Source organism: Oxalicibacterium solurbis, assembly GCF_014635845.1.
In the GTDB taxonomy this organism is placed as follows: domain Bacteria; phylum Pseudomonadota; class Gammaproteobacteria; order Burkholderiales; family Burkholderiaceae_D; genus Oxalicibacterium; species Oxalicibacterium solurbis.
In genome coordinates this window covers 380379-403516 of record NZ_BMDP01000001.1, presented here as the reverse complement: position 1 = coordinate 403516, position 23138 = coordinate 380379, and the positions used below count along the sequence as shown (strand labels likewise).

Annotated in this window: 24 protein-coding genes; 16 read left to right on the top strand and 8 right to left on the bottom strand. The window is 59.0% G+C overall.

The window, feature by feature from the left end; genetic code table 11:
• Positions 1 to 29: 29 nt before the first annotated feature.
• The 7 genes from IEV40_RS01930 (at position 30) to IEV40_RS01900 (ending at position 6158) form a co-directional block, all read left to right on the top strand.
• Positions 30 to 653 carry an L-threonylcarbamoyladenylate synthase gene (locus tag IEV40_RS01930; protein ID WP_188419272.1) on the top strand — a complete coding sequence of 208 codons (624 nt, stop codon included), beginning with the start codon at positions 30 to 32 and terminating at the stop codon, positions 651 to 653.
• Positions 654 to 724: 71 nt separating this feature from the next.
• Positions 725 to 1381 carry a site-2 protease family protein gene (locus tag IEV40_RS01925; RefSeq protein WP_188419271.1) on the top strand — a complete coding sequence of 219 codons (657 nt, stop codon included), beginning with the start codon at positions 725 to 727 and terminating at the stop codon, positions 1379 to 1381.
• Positions 1382 to 1384: 3 nt separating this feature from the next.
• Positions 1385 to 2587, top strand: coding sequence for a tryptophan--tRNA ligase (locus IEV40_RS01920; protein ID WP_188419270.1), 1203 nt, complete (start codon positions 1385 to 1387; stop codon positions 2585 to 2587).
• Positions 2587 to 3177, top strand: a complete 591-nt coding sequence (locus IEV40_RS01915; protein WP_188419269.1) for a class I SAM-dependent methyltransferase — start codon at positions 2587 to 2589, stop codon at positions 3175 to 3177. Before IEV40_RS01920 ends, IEV40_RS01915 begins: the two co-directional genes overlap by 1 nt.
• Before the next feature lie 82 nt (positions 3178 to 3259).
• Complete coding sequence (dapA, locus tag IEV40_RS01910) at positions 3260 to 4138, top strand: 4-hydroxy-tetrahydrodipicolinate synthase (protein ID WP_188419268.1); 879 nt, start codon at positions 3260 to 3262, stop codon at positions 4136 to 4138.
• A gap of 61 nt (positions 4139 to 4199) precedes the next feature.
• Entirely contained in the window at positions 4200 to 5351 is a 1152-nt protein-coding gene (gene bamC / locus IEV40_RS01905) for an NlpB/DapX family lipoprotein (protein WP_188419267.1), read from the top strand.
• 36 nt (positions 5352 to 5387) lie between these two features.
• Positions 5388 to 6158 (top strand): MBL fold metallo-hydrolase, encoded by a 771-nt coding sequence (locus IEV40_RS01900; RefSeq protein WP_188419266.1) that lies wholly within the window; start codon positions 5388 to 5390, stop codon positions 6156 to 6158.
• Between the two features lie 85 nt (positions 6159 to 6243).
• On the opposite strand, the gene IEV40_RS01895 is transcribed toward IEV40_RS01900, so the two are convergent.
• Both IEV40_RS01895 and IEV40_RS01890 read right to left on the bottom strand, forming a co-directional pair.
• Positions 6244 to 6474: a hypothetical protein gene (locus IEV40_RS01895; protein WP_188419265.1), complete on the bottom strand. Its 231-nt coding sequence runs from the start codon at positions 6472 to 6474 to the stop codon at positions 6244 to 6246.
• A 285-nt stretch (positions 6475 to 6759) separates the two neighbouring features.
• On the bottom strand, positions 6760 to 7887 hold the full coding sequence (locus tag IEV40_RS01890) for a cupin domain-containing protein (RefSeq protein ID WP_188419264.1): 1128 nt from the start codon (positions 7885 to 7887) through the stop codon (positions 6760 to 6762).
• Positions 7888 to 7991: 104 nt separating this feature from the next.
• Between IEV40_RS01890 and IEV40_RS01885 the strand changes: the two genes are divergently transcribed.
• A complete protein-coding gene (locus IEV40_RS01885) occupies positions 7992 to 8534 on the top strand; it encodes an FKBP-type peptidyl-prolyl cis-trans isomerase (protein ID WP_188419263.1) in 543 nt (180 codons plus the stop codon).
• 105 nt (positions 8535 to 8639) lie between these two features.
• Here the strand turns inward: IEV40_RS01885 and IEV40_RS01880 are convergent, their stop codons facing one another.
• From IEV40_RS01880 to IEV40_RS01865, 4 genes are all read right to left on the bottom strand, one after another.
• Entirely contained in the window at positions 8640 to 9551 is a 912-nt protein-coding gene (locus tag IEV40_RS01880) for a hypothetical protein (RefSeq protein WP_188419262.1), read from the bottom strand.
• Between the two features lie 42 nt (positions 9552 to 9593).
• On the bottom strand, positions 9594 to 12260 hold the full coding sequence (gene mutS / locus IEV40_RS01875; protein ID WP_229723910.1) for a DNA mismatch repair protein MutS: 2667 nt from the start codon (positions 12258 to 12260) through the stop codon (positions 9594 to 9596).
• Positions 12261 to 12423: 163 nt separating this feature from the next.
• Positions 12424 to 13782: a DEAD/DEAH box helicase gene (locus IEV40_RS01870; protein WP_188419261.1), complete on the bottom strand. Its 1359-nt coding sequence runs from the start codon at positions 13780 to 13782 to the stop codon at positions 12424 to 12426.
• 167 nt (positions 13783 to 13949) lie between these two features.
• Entirely contained in the window at positions 13950 to 14741 is a 792-nt protein-coding gene (locus tag IEV40_RS01865) for an inositol monophosphatase family protein (RefSeq protein WP_229723909.1), read from the bottom strand.
• A 154-nt stretch (positions 14742 to 14895) separates the two neighbouring features.
• Here IEV40_RS01865 and IEV40_RS01860 point away from each other — a divergent pair, with 154 nt between their 5' ends.
• A complete protein-coding gene (locus IEV40_RS01860) occupies positions 14896 to 15657 on the top strand; it encodes an RNA methyltransferase (protein WP_188419260.1) in 762 nt (253 codons plus the stop codon).
• 60 nt (positions 15658 to 15717) lie between these two features.
• Here the strand turns inward: IEV40_RS01860 and lexA are convergent, their stop codons facing one another.
• Entirely contained in the window at positions 15718 to 16371 is a 654-nt protein-coding gene (gene lexA, locus IEV40_RS01855; protein ID WP_188419259.1) for a transcriptional repressor LexA, read from the bottom strand.
• Positions 16372 to 16606: 235 nt separating this feature from the next.
• Here lexA and rpsF point away from each other — a divergent pair, with 235 nt between their 5' ends.
• The 7 genes from rpsF (at position 16607) to IEV40_RS01820 (ending at position 21382) form a co-directional block, all read left to right on the top strand.
• Positions 16607 to 16975, top strand: a complete 369-nt coding sequence (rpsF, locus tag IEV40_RS01850) for a 30S ribosomal protein S6 (RefSeq protein ID WP_188419258.1) — start codon at positions 16607 to 16609, stop codon at positions 16973 to 16975.
• Between the two features lie 46 nt (positions 16976 to 17021).
• Positions 17022 to 17315 carry a primosomal replication protein N gene (gene priB / locus IEV40_RS01845; protein ID WP_188419257.1) on the top strand — a complete coding sequence of 98 codons (294 nt, stop codon included), beginning with the start codon at positions 17022 to 17024 and terminating at the stop codon, positions 17313 to 17315.
• Positions 17316 to 17330: 15 nt separating this feature from the next.
• On the top strand, positions 17331 to 17615 hold the full coding sequence (gene rpsR / locus IEV40_RS01840; protein WP_188419256.1) for a 30S ribosomal protein S18: 285 nt from the start codon (positions 17331 to 17333) through the stop codon (positions 17613 to 17615).
• Between the two features lie 26 nt (positions 17616 to 17641).
• Complete coding sequence (gene rplI / locus IEV40_RS01835) at positions 17642 to 18094, top strand: 50S ribosomal protein L9 (protein WP_188419255.1); 453 nt, start codon at positions 17642 to 17644, stop codon at positions 18092 to 18094.
• A gap of 100 nt (positions 18095 to 18194) precedes the next feature.
• A complete protein-coding gene (locus IEV40_RS01830; RefSeq protein WP_188419254.1) occupies positions 18195 to 19580 on the top strand; it encodes a replicative DNA helicase in 1386 nt (461 codons plus the stop codon).
• A 94-nt stretch (positions 19581 to 19674) separates the two neighbouring features.
• Positions 19675 to 20301, top strand: coding sequence for a DUF47 domain-containing protein (locus tag IEV40_RS01825; RefSeq protein ID WP_188419253.1), 627 nt, complete (start codon positions 19675 to 19677; stop codon positions 20299 to 20301).
• Positions 20302 to 20374: 73 nt separating this feature from the next.
• Entirely contained in the window at positions 20375 to 21382 is a 1008-nt protein-coding gene (locus IEV40_RS01820; RefSeq protein WP_188419252.1) for an inorganic phosphate transporter, read from the top strand.
• A 65-nt stretch (positions 21383 to 21447) separates the two neighbouring features.
• Here IEV40_RS01820 and IEV40_RS01815 read toward each other — a convergent pair whose 3' ends face one another.
• Positions 21448 to 23103 carry a PhoH family protein gene (locus tag IEV40_RS01815; RefSeq protein WP_188419251.1) on the bottom strand — a complete coding sequence of 552 codons (1656 nt, stop codon included), beginning with the start codon at positions 23101 to 23103 and terminating at the stop codon, positions 21448 to 21450.
• Between the last annotated feature and the right edge of the window lie 35 nt (positions 23104 to 23138).

Genomic DNA, 23138 nt, shown 5'->3' with positions numbered 1-23138 from the left:
TTTCTCTCGTATATTTTTGCCGTATTGCCATGAGCCAGTTTTTTCAGATTCATCCGGACAACCCGCAACCGCGTCTGATCGCACAGGCGGCGCAGATCGTGCGTGGTGGCGGCATCGTCGCGTTGCCGACCGATTCCTGTTACGCACTGGTTTGCCATCTGGACGACAAGGATGCCGTCACGCGCCTGCGCCGCATCCGCAATGTCGATGAAAAACACCATCTGACGCTGCTGTGCCGCGACCTCAGCGAAATCGCCCAGTATGCGAAGGTGGACAACCAGCAATACCGGATGCTGAAGGCCGCCACGCCTGGGCCGTATACCTTCATCCTCGAGGCGACGAAGGAAGTGCCGCGCCGTCTCAGCCATCCGTCACGCAAGACGATCGGCCTGCGCGTGCCGGAAAACCGTATCGCGCATGCATTGCTGGAAGAGCTGGCGCAGCCGTTGCTGGGTACGACGCTGATCCTGCCGGACGACGATGAACCGCTGACCGACCCGGAAGATGTGCGCGATCGTCTCACCAAGCAGATCGATCTGGTCGTCGACGGCGGCGCCTGCAGTTTGCAGCCGACCACCGTCATCGACCTGACTGATGCGGAACCGGTTCTGCGTCGCCAGGGGCGGGGCGACGCGTCGCTGTTCGGTCTTTGAGCGATTTCATTCGCACTTTCTCGTCCGCCGTGGTGCGGGGCAGGTAGTCTCCCTCTGATAGAATTCCGCTGATGAACGACTTGATCCAAACCTTTTCCGTCTATGCATTGCCGATCGTTTTTGCGATCACCTTGCATGAAGCGGCGCACGCCTACGCTGCCAAGTACTTCGGCGACACCACTGCTTATGCGCAAGGGCGCATGAGCATGAATCCGATCAAGCACATCGATCCGATCGGCACGCTGCTGATTCCGATTGCGTTGTATTTCGCGGGCAGTCCCTTTCTGTTCGGTTACGCGAAGCCGGTGCCGGTCAATTTCGGCAATCTGCGCAATCCGAAGAAGCAGATGGCGTTCGTTGCGCTGGCAGGCCCGATGGCCAATATGGCGATGGCGTTCGGTTGGCTGGTGCTGGCCATCATGTTGCGTGCATTCGGCATGAACGAGGAATTCCTCATGCGCATGGCGCAAGCCGGCGTGCTGACCAATCTGGTGATCTTCGCCTTCAATCTGTTTCCGATTCCGCCGCTGGACGGCGGCCGCATCATGACCAGCCTGCTGCCGCATCGCTATGCGTACAAATTCGCGCAGCTCGAACCCTACGGTTTCTTCATCGTGCTGGCGCTGGTCTTTCTGCACGTGCTGCACTACTGGATGACGCCGGTGATGGCGTTGGCCGGCATCGTGCTGCAACTGCTTGTTTCTCCGCTGACTTTTCTACTTCACTGACTTATGTCTACTGATCGCGTTGTTTCCGGCATGCGCCCGACGGGCGCCATGCATCTCGGCCACTATCACGGTGCGCTGAAGAACTGGGTCAGACTGCAATCCGAGGAGCCGTGCCTGTTCTTCGTGGCCGACTGGCACGCGCTGACCACGCACTACGACGATCCGAGCATCATCGAAACCAGTACCTGGGAAATGTTGATCGACTGGCTGGCGGCCGGCATCGATCCGTCCAAGGCCAGCCTGTTCATCCAGTCGCAGGTGCCCGAGCATGCCGAACTGCATCTGCTGCTGTCGATGGTGACGCCGCTGGGCTGGCTGGAGCGTGTGCCGACCTACAAGGACCAGCAGGAAAAACTGGCCGACCGCGATCTGGCGACATACGGTTTTCTCGGTTATCCGCTGCTGCAGGCGGCCGACGTGCTGATCTATCGTGCGACGCAGGTGCCGGTCGGCGCCGACCAGATTCCGCACATCGAGATGATGCGTGAGATCGCCCGCCGCTTCAATTCCATCTACGGCAAGGAAAAAGGTTTCGAGCAGAAGGTCGCCGACGCGCTGAAAAAGCTGAGCAAGCAACAGGCGAAACAGTATGGCGAATTGCGCGCCGCCTATCAGGAGCAGGGCGACGCCACGGCGCTGGAGCAGGTGAAAGCCTTGCTCGACGGTGCGCAAAGCATCAGCGCCATCGATCGCGAACGCCTGCTCGGCAACGTCAGCGGCGCACGCCGCCAGATTCTGACCGAGCCGCAAGTGCTGTTGACGGAAGCATCGCGCATGCCCGGGCTGGACGGCCAGAAAATGTCGAAGAGCTATGGCAACTCGATCACGCTGCGCGAAGACAAGGAAACGCTGACGAAGAAAATCCGCACGATGCCGACCGATCCGGCGCGTGTGCGCCGCACCGATCCGGGCGATCCGGAAAAATGTCCGGTCTGGCAATTCCATCTCGTCTATTCGGATGAGGCGACCAGGGAATGGGTGGTGAAGGGCTGCAAGTCGGCCGGCATCGGCTGCATCGAATGCAAGCAGCCGGTCATCGACAGTGTGCTGAAGGAGCAGGAGCCGATGCGCGAGCGTGCACAGAAATACGTCGACGATCCGTTGCTGGTGCGTGCCATCGTTGCCGATGGCCGCGACAAGGCGCGTGCGCTGGCGCAGGAAACGATGCGTGAAGTGCGCGATGCAATGGGCTTGACTTACCGCTGATGAGCGATCCAGGCAAGAAACCTGATTTGCACGAGGCGACCGGTAAACCTTCGCCGTGGGTGGCGCGTTTTGTTTCACTGATTCCCGAAGGCGAAACGCTGGACCTGGCTTGCGGTGGTGGCCGGCACAGCCGGCTGCTGGCGGCATCCGGTCATTCGGTGCTGGCGGTCGATCGCAAGGTCGAGATGCTGGCGCTGACCGCCGGCGACGGCATTCGCACGCTGGAAGTCGATCTGGAAACCGGTGATCTCGCACAATCGTGGCCGTTTGCGGCGAACCGTTTTGCCGGCATCGTCGTGACAAATTATCTGCATCGTCCGTTGTGGCAGTCGATGATAGCCAGCCTGCAGGACGGCGGCGTGCTGATCTACGAAACTTTTGCCCAAGGAAATGGACAATTCGGCAAGCCGTCGAATCCGGATTTCCTGCTGGCGAACGGTGAACTGCTGGACGTGACGCGCCAGTATGGCCTGCGTGTCGTCGCCTACGAGGACGGCTATGTGGCCGAGCCGCGGCCGGCGATGCTGCAGCGAATCTGTGCTGTCAAACCGGGTTCGGCGGCAAAGGCGCAGGATTTTGCACTGATTTGACGCTTATATTGGGCCACTGCCGCGCTATTCCGGCGGCGATCCGCTACAATCAAATATTCTCTTTTTTTCGCTCACATTTATCATGATTCAGGGCAGCATTGTCGCAATCGTTACTCCCATGCACGAAGACGGTTCACTCGATTTGCCGGGTCTTCGCAAGCTGATCGACTGGCATATCGCCGAAGGCACGGACGGCATCGTCATTGTCGGCACTACCGGCGAATCGCCGACCGTCTCGGTCGAGGAACATAGCGAACTGATCCGCATCGCGGTCGAACATACGGCAAAGCGCATCCCTGTCATCGCCGGCACCGGCGGCAACTCCACTTCCGAAGCGATCGAACTGACCGAATATGCGAAGAAGGTCGGTGCCGACGCCTCGCTGCAGGTCGTGCCGTACTACAACCGCCCGACGCAGGAAGGCATGTACCAGCATTTCAAGAAGATCGTCGAGGCGGTCGATCTGCCGGCGATCCTGTACAACGTGCCGGGCCGTACGGTAGCCGACATGTCCAACGATACCATCCTGCGTCTGGCACAGGTGCCAGGCGTGATCGGCGTCAAGGATGCGACTGGCAACATTGCACGAGGCACTGACTTGATGCGTCTGGCGCCGAAGAATTTTGCCGTCTATTCGGGCGATGATCCAACCGCGATGGCGCTGATGTTCTGCGGTGCCAAGGGTAATATTTCGGTGACGGCCAACATTGCGCCGCGCGCGATGCATGAATTGTGCGATGCCGCGATCAACGGCCGTGTCGCCGAAGCGATCGCCATCAACAACAAGGTGTTCCCGTTGCACAGCAAACTGTTCATCGAACCGAATCCGGTGCCGCTGAAATGGGCGATGGCGGAAATCGGCCTGATTCCTTCCGGTATGCGTCTGCCGATTGTGCCGCTGGCCAAGGAATATCACGATGTCGTGCGGGCGGCGATGCGCGAATCGGGTGTATTACAATAAGCGTTGACCGGCGCCTTGAGCGCCGGTTGCATTTCACCTTTTATCTCGGAAGATTTCGTCAATGGCTCCACGCAGTTTCGCACACCGCGGATTGATTTCGCTGTTCATGCTTGCCGGTCTGGCCGGATGCAGTTCCATCAATTCGGCACTCGAACCAGGGCACATCGATTACAAGAGCGAGGCCAAGAAGACTCCGACGCTCGAAGTCCCGCCGGATTTGACGCAATTGCAGCACGACAATCGCTATGCACTGCCGGATGCGGCGCGCGGCACGGCGACGGCTTCCCAGTACACCAAGCAGGCGGAAGCGCACGATGAACGCAAGGTCGAAACCGTGGCGCCGAACAAGATAGCGGACATCCACATCGAGCGCGACGGTTCGCAGCGCTGGCTGGTCGTCGGCCAGGCTCCGGAAGCGCTGTGGCCGCGCATCAAGGATTTCTGGCAGGAGAACGGCTTCCTGATCGATGTCGATTCGCCGCAGACCGGCATCATGGAAACCGACTGGGCGGAAAACCGCGCCAAAATTCCTCAGGACTTCCTGCGCAAGACCATCGGCCAGATCTTCGATTCGCTGTATTCGACCGGTGAGCGTGACAAGTTCCGTACGCGTCTGGAACGCCGCGCCGATGGTGTGACGGAAATCTATATCAGCCATCGTGGTGCCGAAGAGGAATTGACCGGCTCCGACAAGGAGACAACGGTGTGGACGCCGCGTGCCGCCGATCCGGGCCTGGAAGCGGAATTCCTGTCGCGCATGATGACCTATCTCGGCGTCGAGGAAACGCGAGCGCGTGAAGCGGTGGCCGGTGGTGCCGTCCAGCAGGCACCGCGCTCGCGACTGCTGAAGAGCGTGCAGGGCAGCTACGTGCAGGTGGATGAAGGGTTTGACCGTGCGTGGCGTCGTGTTGGCCTGGCGCTGGATCGCGTCGGCTTCACCGTCGAGGATCGTGATCGCTCGCAGGGCTTGTATTACGTTCGTTACGTAGACCAGAACGAGGATGCCCAGACCACGCAGAAGAAAGGCTTCTTCGGCAATCTGTTCTCGTTCGGTTCCAAGGATGACAAGGACAAGAAGGCCGTGCGTTACCGTATTGCCGTCAAGGGCTCCGGTGATGCCAGCCAGATCACCGTGCTGGACAACAATGGCAAGGCGGAAGCTTCAAAGACTGGCGAACGCATTCTGACCTTGTTGAACGACCAGCTCAAATAACATCGCAACGATGTCTGTTGCTGCCGAGGTGCGCGCATGAAATTCGCCAGCCTCGGCAGCGGCAGTGAAGGCAACTCCCTCCTCATTTCCACTCAATCCGGCACGACACGCACCATTGTCATGCTGGATTGCGGCTTTGCCATGCGCGAGACCGAGCGCCGCCTTGCGCGGCTGCAGCTGATGCCGGATGACATTTCCGGCATTATCGTCACACATGAACATCAGGACCATATCGGCGGCGTGTTCAAGCTGGCGCGTCGTTATCGCATCCCGGTCTGGCTGACTTTCGGCACTTATCAGGCAGTACAAAGCCATTGCGATGGCGTGTCGCTACATTTCTGTCGAGATACGGAACGTTTTGCCATCGGCGATGTGGAATTGTTGCCCTATACGGTGCCGCATGATGCGCGTGAGCCGGTGCAATACATTGCGCATGACGGCAACCGCAAGCTTGGCGTATTGACCGATGCCGGCCATGCGACTGATCACATGATGGCGGCGTTGGGCGGCTGCAATGCATTGATGCTGGAATGCAATCACGATCGACAGATGCTGAAGGATTCGCGTTACCCCGAATCGCTGAAGCGTCGCATCGGCGGCGATTATGGTCATTTGTCGAACGAGGCTGCAGCCGAAATTCTTGCCGAAGTGGATCGTGCGCAACTGACGCGCGTGGTGGGAGCGCATCTGAGTTTGAAGAACAATACGCCGGAACTGGCGTTGGCGGCATTGATGCCGATTGTGCAGGATGCCGTTGCACTGACGACGGCTTGCCAGGAGCAAGGATTCGACTGGATGGATTGCTGACGGAGTGGTTTTTTGCCGTGCGTGGAAAACCGAAGCAATAAAAAAGCCGACCTGCTGGTCGGCTTTTTTATTCAGACAGGCTGAATTATTTTGCAGGAGCTTCTGCAGGAGCTGCAGGTGCTTCAGCTGCCGGAGCAGCTTCGGTAGCGGCCGGAGCTGCAGGTGCTTCTGCTGCTGGTGCAGCTGCCGGAGCTTCAGCGGCCGGAGCGGCTGCAGGAGCTTCAGTAGCTGCCGGTGCTGCCGGTGCTTCTTCTTTTTTGCTGCAAGCGGTCAGGGCGATAGCCAACAGGGATGCGATCAGCAGGGATTTGGTCATGATTTATCTTTCAAATAACGATGTGGTTGATTGTGATATGGCGATCAATAATTACCGGTCATTATCGCGCGTAGGTGCCTGTTTGTTGTTTCGACCATTGTTGCGGTGCGACGCAACGCAAGCGTCCTAGCCACAAATTATAGCGCTTCTTTTTGCCTATGACACAACGGTTTTACACTTTGTTAAGGTCGATGTACGAATGATACAAAAAGGGTCAGGAGGACTATTCGACCGCTGATTTTGCGCCATCGTTCCGCGTACGCACAAGAAAAGAGAGCGGCCGGATCACGTTGATTTCAAATGCAACCAGCCGTCCTTGTACCAGGTATGCAAGCCTTCCAGCAATTCTTCGGATGCCGACTTGAGCGCCTGTCCGTCGAGCATCCTCTCATTGGCCAGAGCAGCAAGAATTTCCTTGTCGAAACCGGCTGTTTCAAAGGACGTTCCATTGAGGAAAATGTAATTGTTGCGATGCAACATTTGCGTCTTGCGGGACAACCGGACCCCTGTTTTTTTAGCAAGCTGGGCAAAACGCGCCTTTGTCAGTTGAACATCGGGTGCATCGAAATAGACGTGCGCCTTGGGATCGGACAGATACTCTCCGATGAAGAGCGCAATCTCATCCTGCGTAAAACGGATCTTGTTCAGTTCGGCGGTAATGCGTGACAGCATGCCTTTGCTGATTTCGGCACTATGCCTGGCCGGTTTCAGGTCGGGATCGGCATAGCGGCCAGGAAGGTCGATGTTGTCGATCAGCGATTCCAGAAAGGCTTGCCCCAGTTCCTGATAGGAAGGGGCGCGAAAGCCGATCGAATAGGTCATGCATTCGTCCATCGCCGTTCCCTCATGCGCATACTGGGGCGGCAGGTAGAGCATGTCGCCGGGCGCGAGTACGAATTCCTCTTCCGGTTCGAAATGCTTGAGGATTTTCAGCGGCACGCCTTGCTGCAGTGTCAGATCGGTTTGCGCGCCGATGCGCCAGCGTCTGTGGCCTTGTGCCTGCAGCAAGAACACATCGTAGGAATCGAAGTGCGCGCCGACACCGCCGGTTTGCGTGGCATAGCTGATCATCAGGTCGTCCAGGCGCGTGTCGGGAACGAAGCTGAACTGGCGCATCAAGGCGTCGACTCCATCGTCGTGCAGGTTGACGCCTTGCACCAGCAGCGTCCAGTTTTTTTGTGTCAGCGGAGGAACCTCGCCGAACGGGCCGCTGTCCATTTTCCAGCGGCGTTTTTCGCGTGTGATCAGTCGCGATTCCACATCGTCCTGCGCGGCCAGATCGAACAGTTGATCGCGCGACAGCAAGGGCTTGAAATCGGGAATGGCCTGGCGGATCAGCAAGGGCTTCTTGTGCCAGTAATCGCGCAGGAATTCGGCGGCGGTCAAGCCGCCCAGCAGGGGCAGTTTTTTCATCGCGCCATTATAGGGCAGGCACTTGTTCTACAGAATGTGAAAGGACGCGAAAGGGCACGAAAATGGCTCGGAGTATAATGCCCGCATTCAATGAAAGGACCATCATGCAGATAGCCAAGAACACGGTCGTGACCGTGGAATACAAACTGTCGGACGCCCAGGGTGAATTGATCGAGGAAAGCCGTGAGCCGATGACGTATCTGCATGGCGGATACGACAACACGCTGCCGAAGATCGAGGAAGCGCTGGAAGGCAAGGCAGTGGGCTTTGAAGACACGATTCAGGTCGAACCGCATGATGCCTTCGGCGACTACGATCCGGAGCTGGTGAAGATCGAACCGCGCAATCGCCTGCCGACGCCGCTGGAAGTCGGCATGCAGTTCGAAGGTTCGCCGGAAACGCCGGACGACGACGAGATGCCGGTGATCTTCACCGTGACGGATATCGCGGACGACAAGGTGGTGCTCGATGGTAATCATCCACTGGCCGGCATGGCGCTGCGTTTCACGCTGAAGGTGACGGGCGTGCGCGAAGCGACGGAAGAGGAAATTGCACATGGCCACGTGCATGGTCCACACGGCCATCATCATGGTGACGACGATGACGATACGGCGGGCGACCAGTTCCGCAGCCATCCGATTCATTGAGATCGTTTCGCCCATAAAAAAGGATGCTTCGGCATCCTTTTTTGTTTTGCGCAGAAAGTATGCGTCAAGGTGCCGAAGCAGCATTGCGTCCTGTGCCGGATGCCGTCATCGGCTAATGGCGGCGAACAGCTGCGGTAGCGCAGGATTTACCGCAACCTTGGTCCATGGTGCGGCAGCGTACAGCGTGCCGATGTTGTCGTGCCAGAGAATGTCTTTCGCGGGTTTCGCGTTCCGTTCGGCATGCACGATCAGGATGCGGCCATGGAAGGCCGTGGCCGATTTCAGAATGTGATGGCGGATCTCGGCATAGCCGGCGCGTTTGCCGCCGAAGAAAATGCCCGAATCATGTTCCGTATGCGCTGCCATCGGATTGCCGTCGCAAAAGAGCACGATGCCGTTCAGTCCGCTGGCCTTGGCGGTGATGAAGAGTCGCTTGAGCCAGTCGTTGTTGGCGACTTGACGATCTTCGTATTCGCTGTTGCGGCCGGCGGCGTTCTGGAAATTGTTATTGTTGGATGGCAGGTTGATTGTCGCAAACAGCACGTTGCCGATGCGCCAGTGCATGTTTTCCGCATACATGCGGAACGTCGGAATCGTGGATTGCCGGATCAACGGAATCTGGCTTTGCCCGAACGAAAATTCGCCGACGAAGAACAGCTCGCGTAAACGACGAAGGCGTTCGATGGCAATCGAATGTTTCATCGCATTTGCGCAATCTGCCCAGTCGCCGGAAGTAAGCGAGACGATCAGACCATTTTTCGCACTTTCGTATAGCGCATGCCTGTCGTTGTACACGGCATCGGAACACGACTCGTCATCGGCCTTGATGCCGTTGGCAACAACGAAGGCGAGGTTGTCGCTATCGGTTTCGTCGATCGCTTTGTGCAACAGCTCGGTTGTCGTGGCCCCATGCGCGGGCCGGGCGATGACGCCGAAGCTGAAAGTTTCGCTTGCAAGCGCCAGCAGTGGACATAGCAGCGCAAGACAGAGCAGCGAACGAAGGATGGAAGATTTCATGCCGGACTTGTCTGCTTCGCTTGAATGCGCCTCGATGGTGTTTTAACGGCCCGATCTGCCCGATTGTTTGCTCAGTTCCTTCAGCCGGTACAGAGCATCGAGCGCCTCGCGCGGCGACAGCGCATCGGGGTCGATGTCTTCGAGGGCTTCGTCCATTATCGAGAGTTGTGGCACGACGATTTCCGGTTCGCTTGTCGCGTTATCGCGTTCTGTGAACAGGTCGAATTGCGGCGTTTGCTGAACCGAATGTGCTTCCAGCGAGGCCAGATGCCGGCGCGCAGCGCGGATCACTACTTGAGGCACGCCGGCCAGCTGCGCTACCTGCAGACCGTAGCTCTGCGATGCCGGACCGGTCTGTACTGCATGCAGGAAAACGATGCGATCCTTGTGCTCGACGGCGGACAGATGGACGTTCGCGGCGGTCTGGTGCGCTTCCGGTAGTTGCGTCAGTTCGAAATAGTGGGTGGCGAACAGCGTGAAGCTGCGCGTGGTTTCGATCAGGTGGCGTGCGATCGCCCAGGCCAGCGCGAGGCCATCGAAAGTCGACGTGCCGCGGCCGACTTCGTCCATCAGCACCAGCGAATGCTCCGTCGCACCGTTCAGGATGGCGGCGGATTCCGTCATCTCGACCATGAAGGTGGAGCGGCCGCCAGCCAGATCGTCGGCCGCGCCGATACGCGTGAAGATGCGATCGATCGGGCCGATGACGGCGCTGGCGGCTGGCACGAAGCTGCCGACATAGGCCAGCAGCGTGATCAGCGCGACTTGCCGCATATAGGTTGATTTACCGCCCATGTTGGGGCCGGTGATCAGCAGCAGGCGGCGTTCGTCGTTCAGCACGCAATCGTTGGCGATGAAACGCTCGATGTGATTCTCGACGACCGGATGACGGCCTTGCGCGATTGCGATGGCCGGTTCGGCTACCAACTGCGGCGCGCACCAGTTGTTGCGCAAGGCATGGTCGGCGAGCGACACCAGCGTGTCCAGTTGCGCCAGCGCATGCGCAATGCTTTGCAGTACCGGAATGTGCAACAGAAGTTGTTGCAGCAACTGGTCGTACAGGAATTTCTCGCGCGTTAGCGCACGTTCCTGCGCCGATAGCGCCTTGTCCTCGAACGCCTTCAGTTCCGGCGTGATGTAGCGCTCGGCATTCTTCAGCGTCTGGCGGCGGCGATAGTCGTCCGGCACCTTGTCGGTCTGGCCGTGCGTGACTTCGATGTAGAAGCCGTGCACTTTGTTGTATTCGACGCGCAGGTTGGCGATGCCGGTGCGTTCGCGCTCGCGTGTTTCCAGGTCGATCAGGAACTGGCCGGCGTTTTCGGACAGTCCGCGCAGTTCGTCCAGTTCCGCATCGTAGCCGCGTGCTATGACACCGCCATCGCGCACCATTGCGGCCGGCTCCATCGCGATTGCGCGCTCCAGCAGATCCAGGCATTCGCCCGGCGTCGCCAGCGCGTCGTGAATCGATTTCAGCAGCGGCGCATCGGCATCCTTGTTGCACATCGAGACGTAGGTGCGCAGCGACGGCAGCTGCTGCAAACCATTGCGCATACCGGCGAGATCGCGCGGGCGGGCGCTCATCAGTGCGATGCGCGTCGTGATGCGTTCGATGTCCGGCACCGACGCCAGCGTCGACGAGATGCCGCCGGTGGCATCGGCACGCATCAGCGCATTGATGGCGGTATGGCGGCCGACGGCGATGCGCTGGTCGCGCGGTGCGTGATGCAGCCAGTGGCGCAGCAGGCGTGAGCCCATCGCGGTGCGGCAATGGTCGAGCAGCGAGAACAGCGTGGGCGCGTTGTCCTGGTTGCGCAACGACTCGGTCAGTTCCAGATTGCGTCTCGTGGCGGCATCGAGGCCGATGAATTCGTTCTCGGATTCGACTGTCAGCGTGCGTACATGCTGCAGTCCCTGGCTCTGCGTCGATTGCGCGTAGCGCAGCAGAGCACCGGCGGCGCCGATTGCCGGATCGAGCCGGTCGGCGCCGAAGCCGCTCAGCGTGGCGACCTGCAATTGTTCGAGCAATGCCTTGCCGCCGTGTTCGCTGTCGAAGTGCCAGTCCGGCACCAGCGTGTTGCGGGCCTGTGCATATTCTTCGAATGCCTGATCGATGCCGCCCGGCAGCAGGATTTCGGCCGGTGCGATGCGTTCCAGTTCCTGTTTGAGACGCGTTTCGACCTGTTGTGCCTCGACAGTGAATTCCATGAGTTTCAGCGCGCCGCTTGCCATCGACAGCCAGGCAAGACCGATCGTCACGTTTTTGCGTTGTGTGCTGCTGTTCAGTGCCAGGAGCGGACGTTCGGCTTTTTCCGGCAGCAGATCGGAATCGGTCAATGTGCCTGGCGTGATGACGCGCACGACCTTGCGTTCGACAGGTCCTTTGCTGGTAGCCGGATCGCCGATCTGTTCGCAGATGGCAATCGATTCGCCGAGCTTGACCAGTTTCGCCAGATATTGTTCGACCGCGTGGAAGGGCACGCCGGCCATCTTGATCGGATTGCCGTTGGACGAACCGCGTTGCGTCAGCGTGATGCCGAGCAGGCGCGACGCTTTTTCGGCATCGTCGAAAAACAGTTCGTAGAAATCGCCCATCCGGTAGAACACCAGCGTGGTCGGATGATCGCTCTTGATGCGCAGATACTGCTGCATCATCGGCGTGTGTTTTTCGTGCGACGGAGAAGATCTGTTTTCGTTTGCCGGCAATGACATGGTCGGTTCTGATTCGTCAACAGCACGCGAGTCGCCGGAGGGGGAACACCGGGCGATGCGTAAGGATAAAGACGTCATTGTATGCGACGCCACCATCTTTGTAGACCGGCATCGCAGGCCGGTGCTTGCGGCATTTTGCCGCAAGCGTTGGGATGATTGCGCTCTAGCGGCCGCGGCCTGCGCTGCGCTGCGGCTGGTTGCCGTTGCGATTGGAGGAAGAAGTCCCCGAGCGGTTGCCAGGACGTGGCGTGCCGTTGGCCGGCTTGGCTGCTGCTTGCGATTGGCGCGAGCCGCCGCCCTGGCGACCGGGTTGTTGAGGCTGGCGGCCGCCGTGGCCCTGGCTGCGCAGCTGGATCGGCTGCGGCTTGGCATTCGGATCGGGCTCGAAGCCGACGATGATTTCTGCCGGCAGCTTGCGCTTGATCAGTTTTTCGATGTCCTTCAGCATCACGTGTTCGTCGACGCAGACCAGCGAAACGGCTTCGCCGGTTGCGCCGGCACGGCCGGTGCGGCCGATGCGGTGCACATAGTCTTCCGGCACGTTCGGCAGATCGTAGTTGACGACGTGCGGCAACTGGTCGATGTCGATGCCGCGCGCGGCGATGTCGGTGGCGACCAGCACCTGCAGCTTGCCGTCCTTGAATTCGGCCAGTGCCTTGGTGCGTGCGGTCTGGCTTTTGTTGCCGTGGATCGCCATGCCGGAAATGCCGTCCTTGCCGAGCTGCTCGACCAGGCGGTTGGCACCGTGCTTGGTGCGCGTGAAGACCAGTACCTGCGACCAGCTGCGGCTCTTGATCAGGTGCGCGAGCAGCGGATGCTTGCGGTCGCGATCGACCGGGTGAATCTTCTGTTCGATGATCTCGACGGTGGAATTCAGCCGGGCGACTTCGATCGTCGCCGGATTGTTCAGCAGGCCGTTCGCCAGCGCCTTGATTTCGTCGGAAAAGGTGGCGGAAAACAGCAGGTTTTGTCGCTTGGGCGGCAGCGCGGCCAGCACCTTGCGGATGTCGCGAATGAAACCCATGTCGAGCATGCGGTCGGCTTCGTCCAGCACCAGGATTTCAATGTTGTCCAGATTGACCGTGCCTTGCTGCATGTGATCGAGCAGGCGGCCCGGCGTGGCAACGAGAATATCGACGCCTTGCTGCAGCAGCTTGATCTGCGGATTGATGCCGACGCCGCCGAAGATGACGGCCGACGACAGATTGGTGTACTTGCCGTAGGCGCGTACGCTTTCCTCGACCTGCGCGGCAAGTTCGCGTGTCGGCGTCAGCACCAGTGCGCGGATGGCGCGTGGCGACGTGCGTGTCTTGTGCGGCGTGCCGCTGCTTGCGAGACGATGCAGTACGGGCAGCGTGAAGCCGGCCGTCTTGCCGGTACCGGTCTGGGCGCCGGCCAGCAGATCGCCGCCGGTCAGCACGGCCGGAATCGCCTGCGTCTGGATGGGAGTGGGAGCGTTGTAACCCTGTTCGGTCACGGCACGAACAATGCCTTCGGCCAGGCCGAGGTCGGAAAATGACATATGAAACTCGATGAAAAAAGTGATCGGCCTGTCGCCGTGGAGCGCCAGTCGCAGGCAAACGGATTCGGTGTTGGGAGTGTCGTTATGGACGGCGGCAGGAGACTGGTGCGATGCCGCGTGGCTGCAGTATAGCAGCGCTGTTCTCGCAGCGCCGCAATTTGCCGTGTTTATTTGTACGGAGCGAGCAGGGCGACCATCTGCGCGAAGATCTTCGGCGAGCCGGCGATGATGTCGCCCTTGTACAGATAGTCGGATTCGCCGGTGAAGTCGCCCATGATGCCGCCCGCCTCGGTGACTAGCAGCGAGCCTGCGGCGATGTCCCACGGCTTCAGACCCTTTTCGAAAAAGCCGTCGAAGCGACCGGCTGCCACGTAAGCCAGATCCAGTGCGGCCGAGCCGGGACGGCGCAGGCCGGCCGAATTCTTGATGATGGCCTTGAACATTTCGATGTATTCGTCGAGACGACGCATGTCGCGGAACGGGAAGCCGGTGCCGAGCAATGCTTCGGACAGCTTGTCGCGCTTGGAGACGCGGATGCGTTTCTCGTTCAGGAAAGCGCCGCCACCCTTGCTGGCGGTGAAGAGGTCGTTGCGCGTCGGATCGTAGACGACGGCCTGTGTGATCTGGCCTTTCTGTTGCAGCGCGATCGAGACGCAGTACTGCGGAAAGCCGTGGATGAAGTTGGTGGTGCCGTCGAGCGGATCGATGATCCAGACGTTTTCGGATTCGTCGTGCAGGTTGGCCGATGCGCCGGATTCCTCGGCGAGTACGGCATGATCGGGATAGGCACTCAACAGAATCTCGACGATCGCCTGTTCGGCGGCGCGGTCGACTTCGGTGACGAAGTCGTTGTGCCCCTTGTCGGTGACCTTGACGCGATCCAGGTCGAACGAAGCGCGGTTGATGACGGCGGCGCCGCGACGCGCGGCCTTGACCGCCGTATTAAGCATGGGGTGCATAGGGATTCCGTTAAAATGGCGGCGCTTCGCCTGTGCGAACGCGCTACCCGATTCGAATTAATGAGCGATGCGGCAAATGGAGCTGGGCGAGTGGCGAGAAATCGCATGAAACCGTCGCTTCCGGCCGGATTGCCGCGCAATGCCGCTATTTTAAATGAACCAGCCGCAAACCGACACGCCTCTTTTCAAACGCCTGCGCTTCGTGCTGGTGGAAACCAGCCATCCGGGCAATATCGGTGCTGCCGCGCGCGCGATGAAGACGATGGGATTTGCCGAGATGGTGCTGGTCAATCCGCGCGACGCGGCGTTTGCACAGAACGAGGAGGCGATCGCGTTTGCCAGCGGTGCGCTGGACGTGCTGAAAGGCGCGCGCGTCGTTTCATCGATCGATGAAGCCTTGCAGGGTGTGTATTTTGCCGCGGCGCTGTCGGCGCGCCTGCGCGAATATTCGCCGCCCATCCTGTCGCCCCGTACGGCATCGGCAACGATGTCGGCCATCGATGCGCCGGTGGCGCTGGTGTTCGGCAACGAGCGCTACGGCCTGCCGAACGAAATCGTCGAGAAGTGCAATGCGCTGATCAACATTCCCGCCAATCCTGAATACGCTTCGCTGAATCTGGCGCAGGCGGTGCAGTTGCTGGCATACGAATGCCGCATGGCTGCATCGGGAGAAAATCTGACGGAGGCCGGCATCGGTTTTCAGGGCGAGCCGGCCAGTGCGGAGCAGGTCGAGGGCATGTTTGCGCATCTGGAGCAGGCCCTGGTCCAGATCGATTTCCTCGATCCGCAGAACCCGAAGAAGCTGATGCCGCGCCTGAAGCGCCTGTTTGCGCGCACGCAGCTGGAAACCGAAGAAGTCAACATCCTGCGCGGCATTGCGCGCCAGATCATCGAAAGGCGACGCCGGCTGGATTGAGGCTGGCGTGGTAACCAGCTTCGAAGAAGCAAGGCTTTAGCAAACTATTGGTAGCCCGGCTCAGTGCCAGGAACGCACCAGACCGACCGCCAGACCTTCCAGCGCAAAATCCTCGCCGCCACTCACGCGAATGACCTTGAAGTCGGGGTTTTCCGGCAGCAGTTCGATGGCCGAGCCGGTCTTGCGGTAACGCTTGACCGTCACGTCGTCGCCGATGCGTGCCACCACGATCTGGCCGTTGCGTGCCTGATCGGTCTTTTTCACTGCCAGCAAGTCGCCATCCAGAATGCCGACATCGCGCATCGACATGCCGCGCACTTTCAGCAGGTAGTCTGGCTTGACCGGGAACATCGACGGATCGACGTTGTAAGTCTGTTCAACATGTTCCTGCGCCAGGATAGGGGAGCCGGCGGCAACGCGGCCGACCAGGGGCAGGCTCAGTTGCATCAATGCAGGGTGCGGCAATGCCATCTGTGTCGACGCCTCGCGTTCGTTCGATCCGCTGTCACGCAAGCGGATGCCGCGTGACGTGCCAGGCGAGATTTCGATTGCGCCCTTGCGGGCCAGCGCCTGCAGGTGTTCCTCTGCTGCGTTGACAGAACGGAAACCCAGTTCGGCGGCAATTTCCGCACGCGTGGGCGGGAAGCCGGTGTTTTCGATCGCATCGCGGATCAGATTGAGGATTTGTTCCTGGCGGGCGGTAAGCTTGATCATGGTGGCCTGTGCTGTGAATGCAGACAGTATGGGATTTTATACAGTATTTGCATCAATGCAAGCGCCATGCGTCATCGCATCTTGCCGGATGTGGTCAAAGCGGCAGCCGGCGTGGCCCTAAATGCTTGAATGGATTGAATTTTCGACGAATCCGCGGTATAGTTTCGGGCTTTTCCTCTTCCCACACTCGTCTGACGCCGGGGTGGGCGTTTAATCAAGTCCATAAGGAGCTTACATGCGTCATTATGAAATCGTATTCATCGTGCATCCCGATCAAAGCGAGCAAGTGCCTGCGATGATCGAGCGCTACAAAGGTATCGTCACCGCACGCGGCGGCGTTATCCACCGCGTGGAAGACTGGGGCCGTCGTCAAATGGCCTACATGATCCAGAAACTGGCGAAAGCACACTACGTCTGCCTGAACATCGAATGTGACAGCGAAACGCTGGCTGAAATCGAAACCGGCTTCAAATTCAACGATGCCGTTCTGCGTCATCTGACCGTGAAAATGAAGAAGGCCGAAACCGCGCCATCGCCGATGATGAAGGCCGTGCAGAAGGAAGATGCTGCCAAGAGCCATCGCAACGAGGCGCCTGCTGCCTGAGTCCATTGACGTACAGGAGTGTGAATCAGGTCTTTGAACCAGTTTCGTGAACCAGCTTCAGTTCGTTGCTACCATCGCCGAGCGCGAAATTCTGCGCTACACGCCGGCAGGCGTACCGATAGTGGAAGCAAGATTGCTGCACAGTTCGCAGCAGGTCGAAGCAGGAATCCCCAGATTGGTCGAGTTCGAGATTGCCGCGATTGCCGCGGGCGAGATTTCGGGCAGGTTCAATCAGGCCGAACTGGGCGGGACATTCAGATTCACAGGTTTTCTGGCACGCAAGGGACGCAACGGCAAAAGCCTTGTTTTCCATCTCACAGATTTCGAAAAACACATTTAGATACAGGAGCCAAAAATGGCATTCGGTAAAAAATTCGACAAGAACAAACTGAAAGAAAAACGCAAACAGCAGAACCCGCTGTTCAAACGCAAGAAGTTCTGCCGCTTCACCGCTGCAGGCGTCGAGCAGGTCGATTACAAAGACATCGACACGTTGAAGGATTTCGTCCAGGAAAACGGCAAGATCATGCCGGCACGCCTGACCGGTACCAAGGCGATCTACCAGCGCCAAGTGGATACGGCGATCAAGCGCGCACGTTTCCTCGCGCTGCTGCCGTACACCGATCTGCACAACGCCTAATCAACGACTGAATCAGGAGAAAAAACATGCAAGTCATTCTGTTGGAAAAAGTCGTTAATCTCGGCAACCTCGGCGAAGTCGTCAAAGTGAAAGACGGCTACGCACGTAACTTCCTGATCCCGCAACGCAAGGCACGTCGTGCAACGGCTGCTGCGCTGGCTGAATTCGAAGTCAAGCGCGCCGAGCTGGAAAAAGTCGCTGCGGAAAAACTGGCTGCTGCGCAAGGTCAAGGCGAAAAACTGTCTGGCCAAGCAATTCAGATTGGTCAGAAAGCTGGCGTCGATGGCCGCCTGTTCGGTTCCGTCACCAACCACGACATCGCCGAAGCGCTGGGTAAACAAGGTTTCGCTGTCGAAAAGGCACAGATCCGCATGCCGCAAGGCCCGCTGAAGATGACCGGCGAGCACCCGGTTTCGGTGGCTCTGCACACCGACGTTGTCGTCGATATCACGATTTCCGTGGTCGGCGAGCAGGCCTAAAAGCAGTACTGCATTCGATGCAACAAAAAGCCGGGTTTTCCCGGCTTTTTTCTTGTCCGCTTCCTCTAAGCATCGTTCACCAGCAGGTATAATGCGCGCCATGAATACGCCAGCCGATCCGCAGCTCGACTCCCTTCGTGTTCCGCCGCACTCCATCGAATCGGAACAATCTGTTCTGGGCGGCCTGCTGCTGGACAACGCGGCATGGGACCGTATCGCGGACTTCGTCAGTCAGGAAGACTTCTACCGCTACGATCACCGCATCATCTTCCAGCACATCGCCAAGCTGATCAACGGTTCGCGTCCGGCTGATGTCATCACCGTCTTTGAAGCGCTGACCAATAGCGGCAAGGCCGAGGAGGTCGGTGGTGTTGCCTACCTGAACGCGCTGGCACAGAACACGCCGTCGGCGGCCAATATCCGGCGCTATGCCGAGATCGTGCGCGACCGCGCAGTGCTGCGCAAGCTGATCACCGTTTCCGACGAAATTTCCGGTGCTGCCTTCAATCCGCAGGGCAAGGAAGTCAAGCAGATGCTGGACGAGGCCGAATCCAAGATTTTCTCGATCGCGGAAGAGGGCGCGCGCGGCGCGCAAGGTTTCCAGGAAATCCAGCCGCTGTTGACGCAGGTCGTCGAACGCATCGACGAACTGTACAACCGCGACAGCACCAGCGACATCACCGGCGTACCGACCGGCTTTGCCGATCTCGACCGCATGACGTCCGGCCTGCAGCCGGGCGACCTGGTCATCGTCGCCGGCCGTCCGTCGATGGGTAAGACGGCATTTTCGGTCAACATCGGCGAGAACGTCGCGATCGAGAGCGGCCTGCCGGTTGCCGTGTTCTCGATGGAAATGGGCGGCACGCAGCTGGCGATGCGTATGCTGGGTTCGGTCGGTCGTCTCGATCAGCATCGCCTGCGTACCGGCCGTCTGGTCGATGAAGACTGGCCGCGCCTGACGCACGCGATCCAGAAGATGAACGATGCGCAATTGTTCATCGATGAAACGCCGGCACTGAACTCGATGGAGTTGCGTGCGCGTGCGCGCCGCCTTTCGCGTCAATGCGGCAAGCTCGGCCTGATCATCATCGATTACCTGCAGTTGATGGCGGCAAACTCGGCAGGCGAAAACCGCGCGACCGAAATTTCCGAGATCTCGCGTAACCTGAAGGGCCTGGCGAAAGAGTTGAATTGCCCGGTGATTGCGTTGTCGCAGCTGAACCGTTCGCTGGAGCAACGTCCGAACAAACGTCCTGTGATGTCCGATCTGCGCGAATCCGGTGCTATCGAACAGGATGCCGACGTGATCCTGTTCATCTACCGCGATGAGGTCTACAACCCCGATTCGCCCGACAAGGGCACGGCCGAAATCATCATCGGCAAACAGCGTAACGGTCCGATTGGCGCGGTGCGCCTGACCTTTCTCGGCCAGTACACGAAATTCGATAACTATACCGGTTCGGCTTCGGTATATCAGGGCGACTGACATGATCCGCTGCGCCATGACTTTCTCGATTCACCGCCAGGTCAGGGCGGTTTCCTATCCGGTTTCCCTATTCTAATTTTCAAAGAGAATAATCATGTTTGGACGACTCCTGCCGAAAGACGGCAAATTCTTCGATCTCTTCAACGAGCATGCCGAATACTGCGTCAAGGGTGCGAAGGAAATGGTTGCGCTGATGACCAATTTCGACGATCTCGAAATCCGCGTGCATGCGATCGAGAGCATCGAAAAACAGGCCGACAAGGTGACGCACGCAACGCTGGATGCACTGCACAAGACCTTCATCACACCGCTGGATCGTGACGATATCCACCAGTTGATCTCGCGCATGGACGATATCCTCGATCTGCTCGAGGATGCGGCACAGACCATTTCCCTGTACGACATCAAGGCCATCACGCCGGAAGCCAAGCGTCTGGCCGAACTGTGCCAGGCCTGTATCGAGAAGGTGGCGGCAGCCGTCAAGCTGCTCGACAACATGGATAATTCGCGCGAAATCCTCGGCATCTGCCAGGAAATCGATCGCCTGGAGTCCGATGCCGATCACGTGATGCGTGCCGCCATGTCCAAGCTGTTCCGCGAGGAACCGGACGTGCGCAATCTCATCAAGCTGAAGGCGATCTATGAACTGCTGGAAACGGTGACGGACCGCTGCGAAGACGTTTCCAACATCATCGAAGGCATCATCGTCGAAAACGCATGACACGACGCACAGGCGTTTCCTTCGGTCGGGTCGTACGGCCTGATCAGATGCATTGAACCAAGACTAGATACCCATGCAAACTCTTCACATGAGCCTTACCGTGCTCGCATTCCTGATCGTGCTGGCACTGGTGTTCGATTTCATGAACGGATTTCATGATGCGGCGAATGCCATTGCAACCGTCGTGTCGACCGGCGTGCTGAAGCCACAGACGGCCGTAGCGATGGCGGCAGCCTTCAATTTCATCGCGATCGGCGTTTTTCATCTGAAGGTGGCATCGATGATCGGCAAGGGCACCATCGATCCGCACGTCATCGATCATTACGTGGTATTCGGCGCACTGGTCGGCGCCATCATGTGGAACGTCGTCACCTGGTATTTCGGATTGCCGTCCTCTTCCTCGCATGCGCTGATCGGCGGTCTGGTCGGTGCGGCCGTCGCCAAGGCGGGCACCGATGCGCTGGTCGCGTCCGGCCTGATCAAGATCATCCTGTTCATCGTGCTGTCGCCGCTGCTCGGCTTCATTTTCGGAGCATTGATGATGGTGATCGTGTCGTGGCTGTTCGTGCGATCGTCGCAGCGTACGGTCGATCGCCTTTTTCGCCGCCTGCAGTTAATCTCTGCGGCCATGTACAGCCTGGGTCATGGCGGCAACGATGCGCAGAAGACGATGGGCATCATCTGGATGCTGCTGATTGCTGCCGGCGTATCGGCTCCCGCAGATCCATTGCCGATGTGGGTGGTGATCAGTTGCTATAGCGCCATCAGTCTCGGCACGCTGTTCGGCGGCTGGCGCATCGTCAAGACGATGGGACAGAAAATTACCAAGCTGAAACCGGTTGGCGGCTTTTGCGCGGAAACCGGCGGTGCCTTTACGCTGTTCCTGGCGACGGCGCTGGGTGTGCCGGTTTCGACTACGCATACGATCACGGGCGCCATCGTCGGTGTCGGGGCATCGCGCAAGATGTCGGCTGTGCGCTGGGGCGTGGCAGGCAATATCGTCTGGGCATGGATTTTCACGATTCCCGCTTCGGCTTTTGCTGCGGCAATCGCCTGGTGGTTCGGCACGATGATTCTTTGATCCACCCCGCAATAAAAAAGCCTGCCAGTGAAATGGCAGGCTTTTTTGTTTGTGGCGTACTGCGATTACAGCACGTCGCTTGCGTGATCCGCCAGGCGCGAGCGTTCGCCGCGCGCCAGCGTCACGTGGCCGCTGTGCGTCCAGCCCTTGAAGCGGTCGACCACGTAGGTCAGGCCGCTGGAGCCTTCGGTCAGGTACGGCGTATCGATCTGCGCGATGTTGCCGAGGCAGACGATCTTGGTACCGGGGCCGGCACGCGTGACCAGCGTCTTCATCTGCTTCGGCGTCAGGTTCTGCGCCTCGTCGATGATCAGGTACTTGTTGACGAAGGTGCGGCCGCGCATGAAGTTCAGCGATTTGATCTTGATGCGCGAACGGATCAGATCCTGCGTCGCGGCACGTCCCCATTCGCCGGCATCGGTGTCGGCCTTGTTCAGCACTTCGAGGTTGTCGTCGAAGGCGCCCATCCACGGCGACATCTTTTCTTCCTCGGTACCCGGCAGGAAGCCGATGTCTTCGCCGACCGGTACCGTCACGCGGGTGACGATGATTTCGCTGTAGAGCTTGGTTTCCAGCACCTGCGCCAGACCCGATGCGAGTGCCAGTAGCGTCTTGCCGGTGCCGGCCTGGCCGAGCAGCGTGACGAAATCGCATTCCGGATCCATCAACAGGTTCAGCGCGAAGTTCTGTTCACGGTTGCGCGCCGTCACGCCCCACACGCTGTTCTTGGTGTGCGTGTAGTCGCGCAGCGTCTGGATCACGGCGGTCTTGCCGTTGATCTGGCGCACCTGTCCGTAGAAGGACGCTTCGCCGTTCTGCGGCTCCATGAAGACGAACTGGTTGACCAGCATCTGCGGCACCAGCGGGCCGGTCAGACGGTAGAAGGTATAGCCGGTACCGTGCTTGTTTTCCTGCCACGATTCCATGCCCTTGCCGTGCTTGGTCCAGAAATCGTCCGGCAGCTGCAGGATGCCGGAATAGAGCAGGTCGGTATCTTCGAGGACGTGGTCGTTGAAGTATTCCTCCGCCGGCAGGCCCATCGCGCGCGCCTTGATGCGCATGTTGATGTCCTTGGAGACCAGCACGATGGCGCGGCCGGGGTACTGGTCTTCCAGTGCGCGGACCACGCCGAGGATCTGGTTGTCGGCCTTGCCGATCGGCAGGCCGTCGGGAAGCGAGACATTCTGCAATTTGGTCTGGAAGAACAGGCGTCCGCGCGCATCCTTGTTGCCGAGCTTGGAGAGCGGAATGCCTTCGTCGATTTCGTTTTCTTCAATACCGCTGACCAGTGCGTCCAGCGAGCGCGAGACCTGGCGTGCGCTACGTGCCACTTCGGACATGCCCTTCTTGTGGTTGTCCAGTTCTTCCAGCGTGACCATCGGCAGATAGACGTCGTGCTCCTCGAAACGGAACAACGAAGTCGGATCGTGCATCAACACATTGGTATCGAGCACGAACAATTTCGTCATGCCGCCGACCTTGGCGATCGGACGGCGATTCGTCTTCGATGCGGGAGCTGCCGCTTGCGAAGAAACGGCGCGTGGTTTTTCGACAGGAATCTTGTCGATCTTGGCACGTGGTGAAGCAGGAGGCGTATCGGTCTTGCGTGCAACGGGTTCGATCAGGGTCAGCGGTTTGACGATCTTTTCCTTGTCAGCCTTTGGATAGTCTTGTGGAGACAGCAATGCAGCCGGCTTGGTCGGAATTTTTGGTAGGGGCATCAGGACCTCGATCTGGAAAGTATGGGAAACAGCGT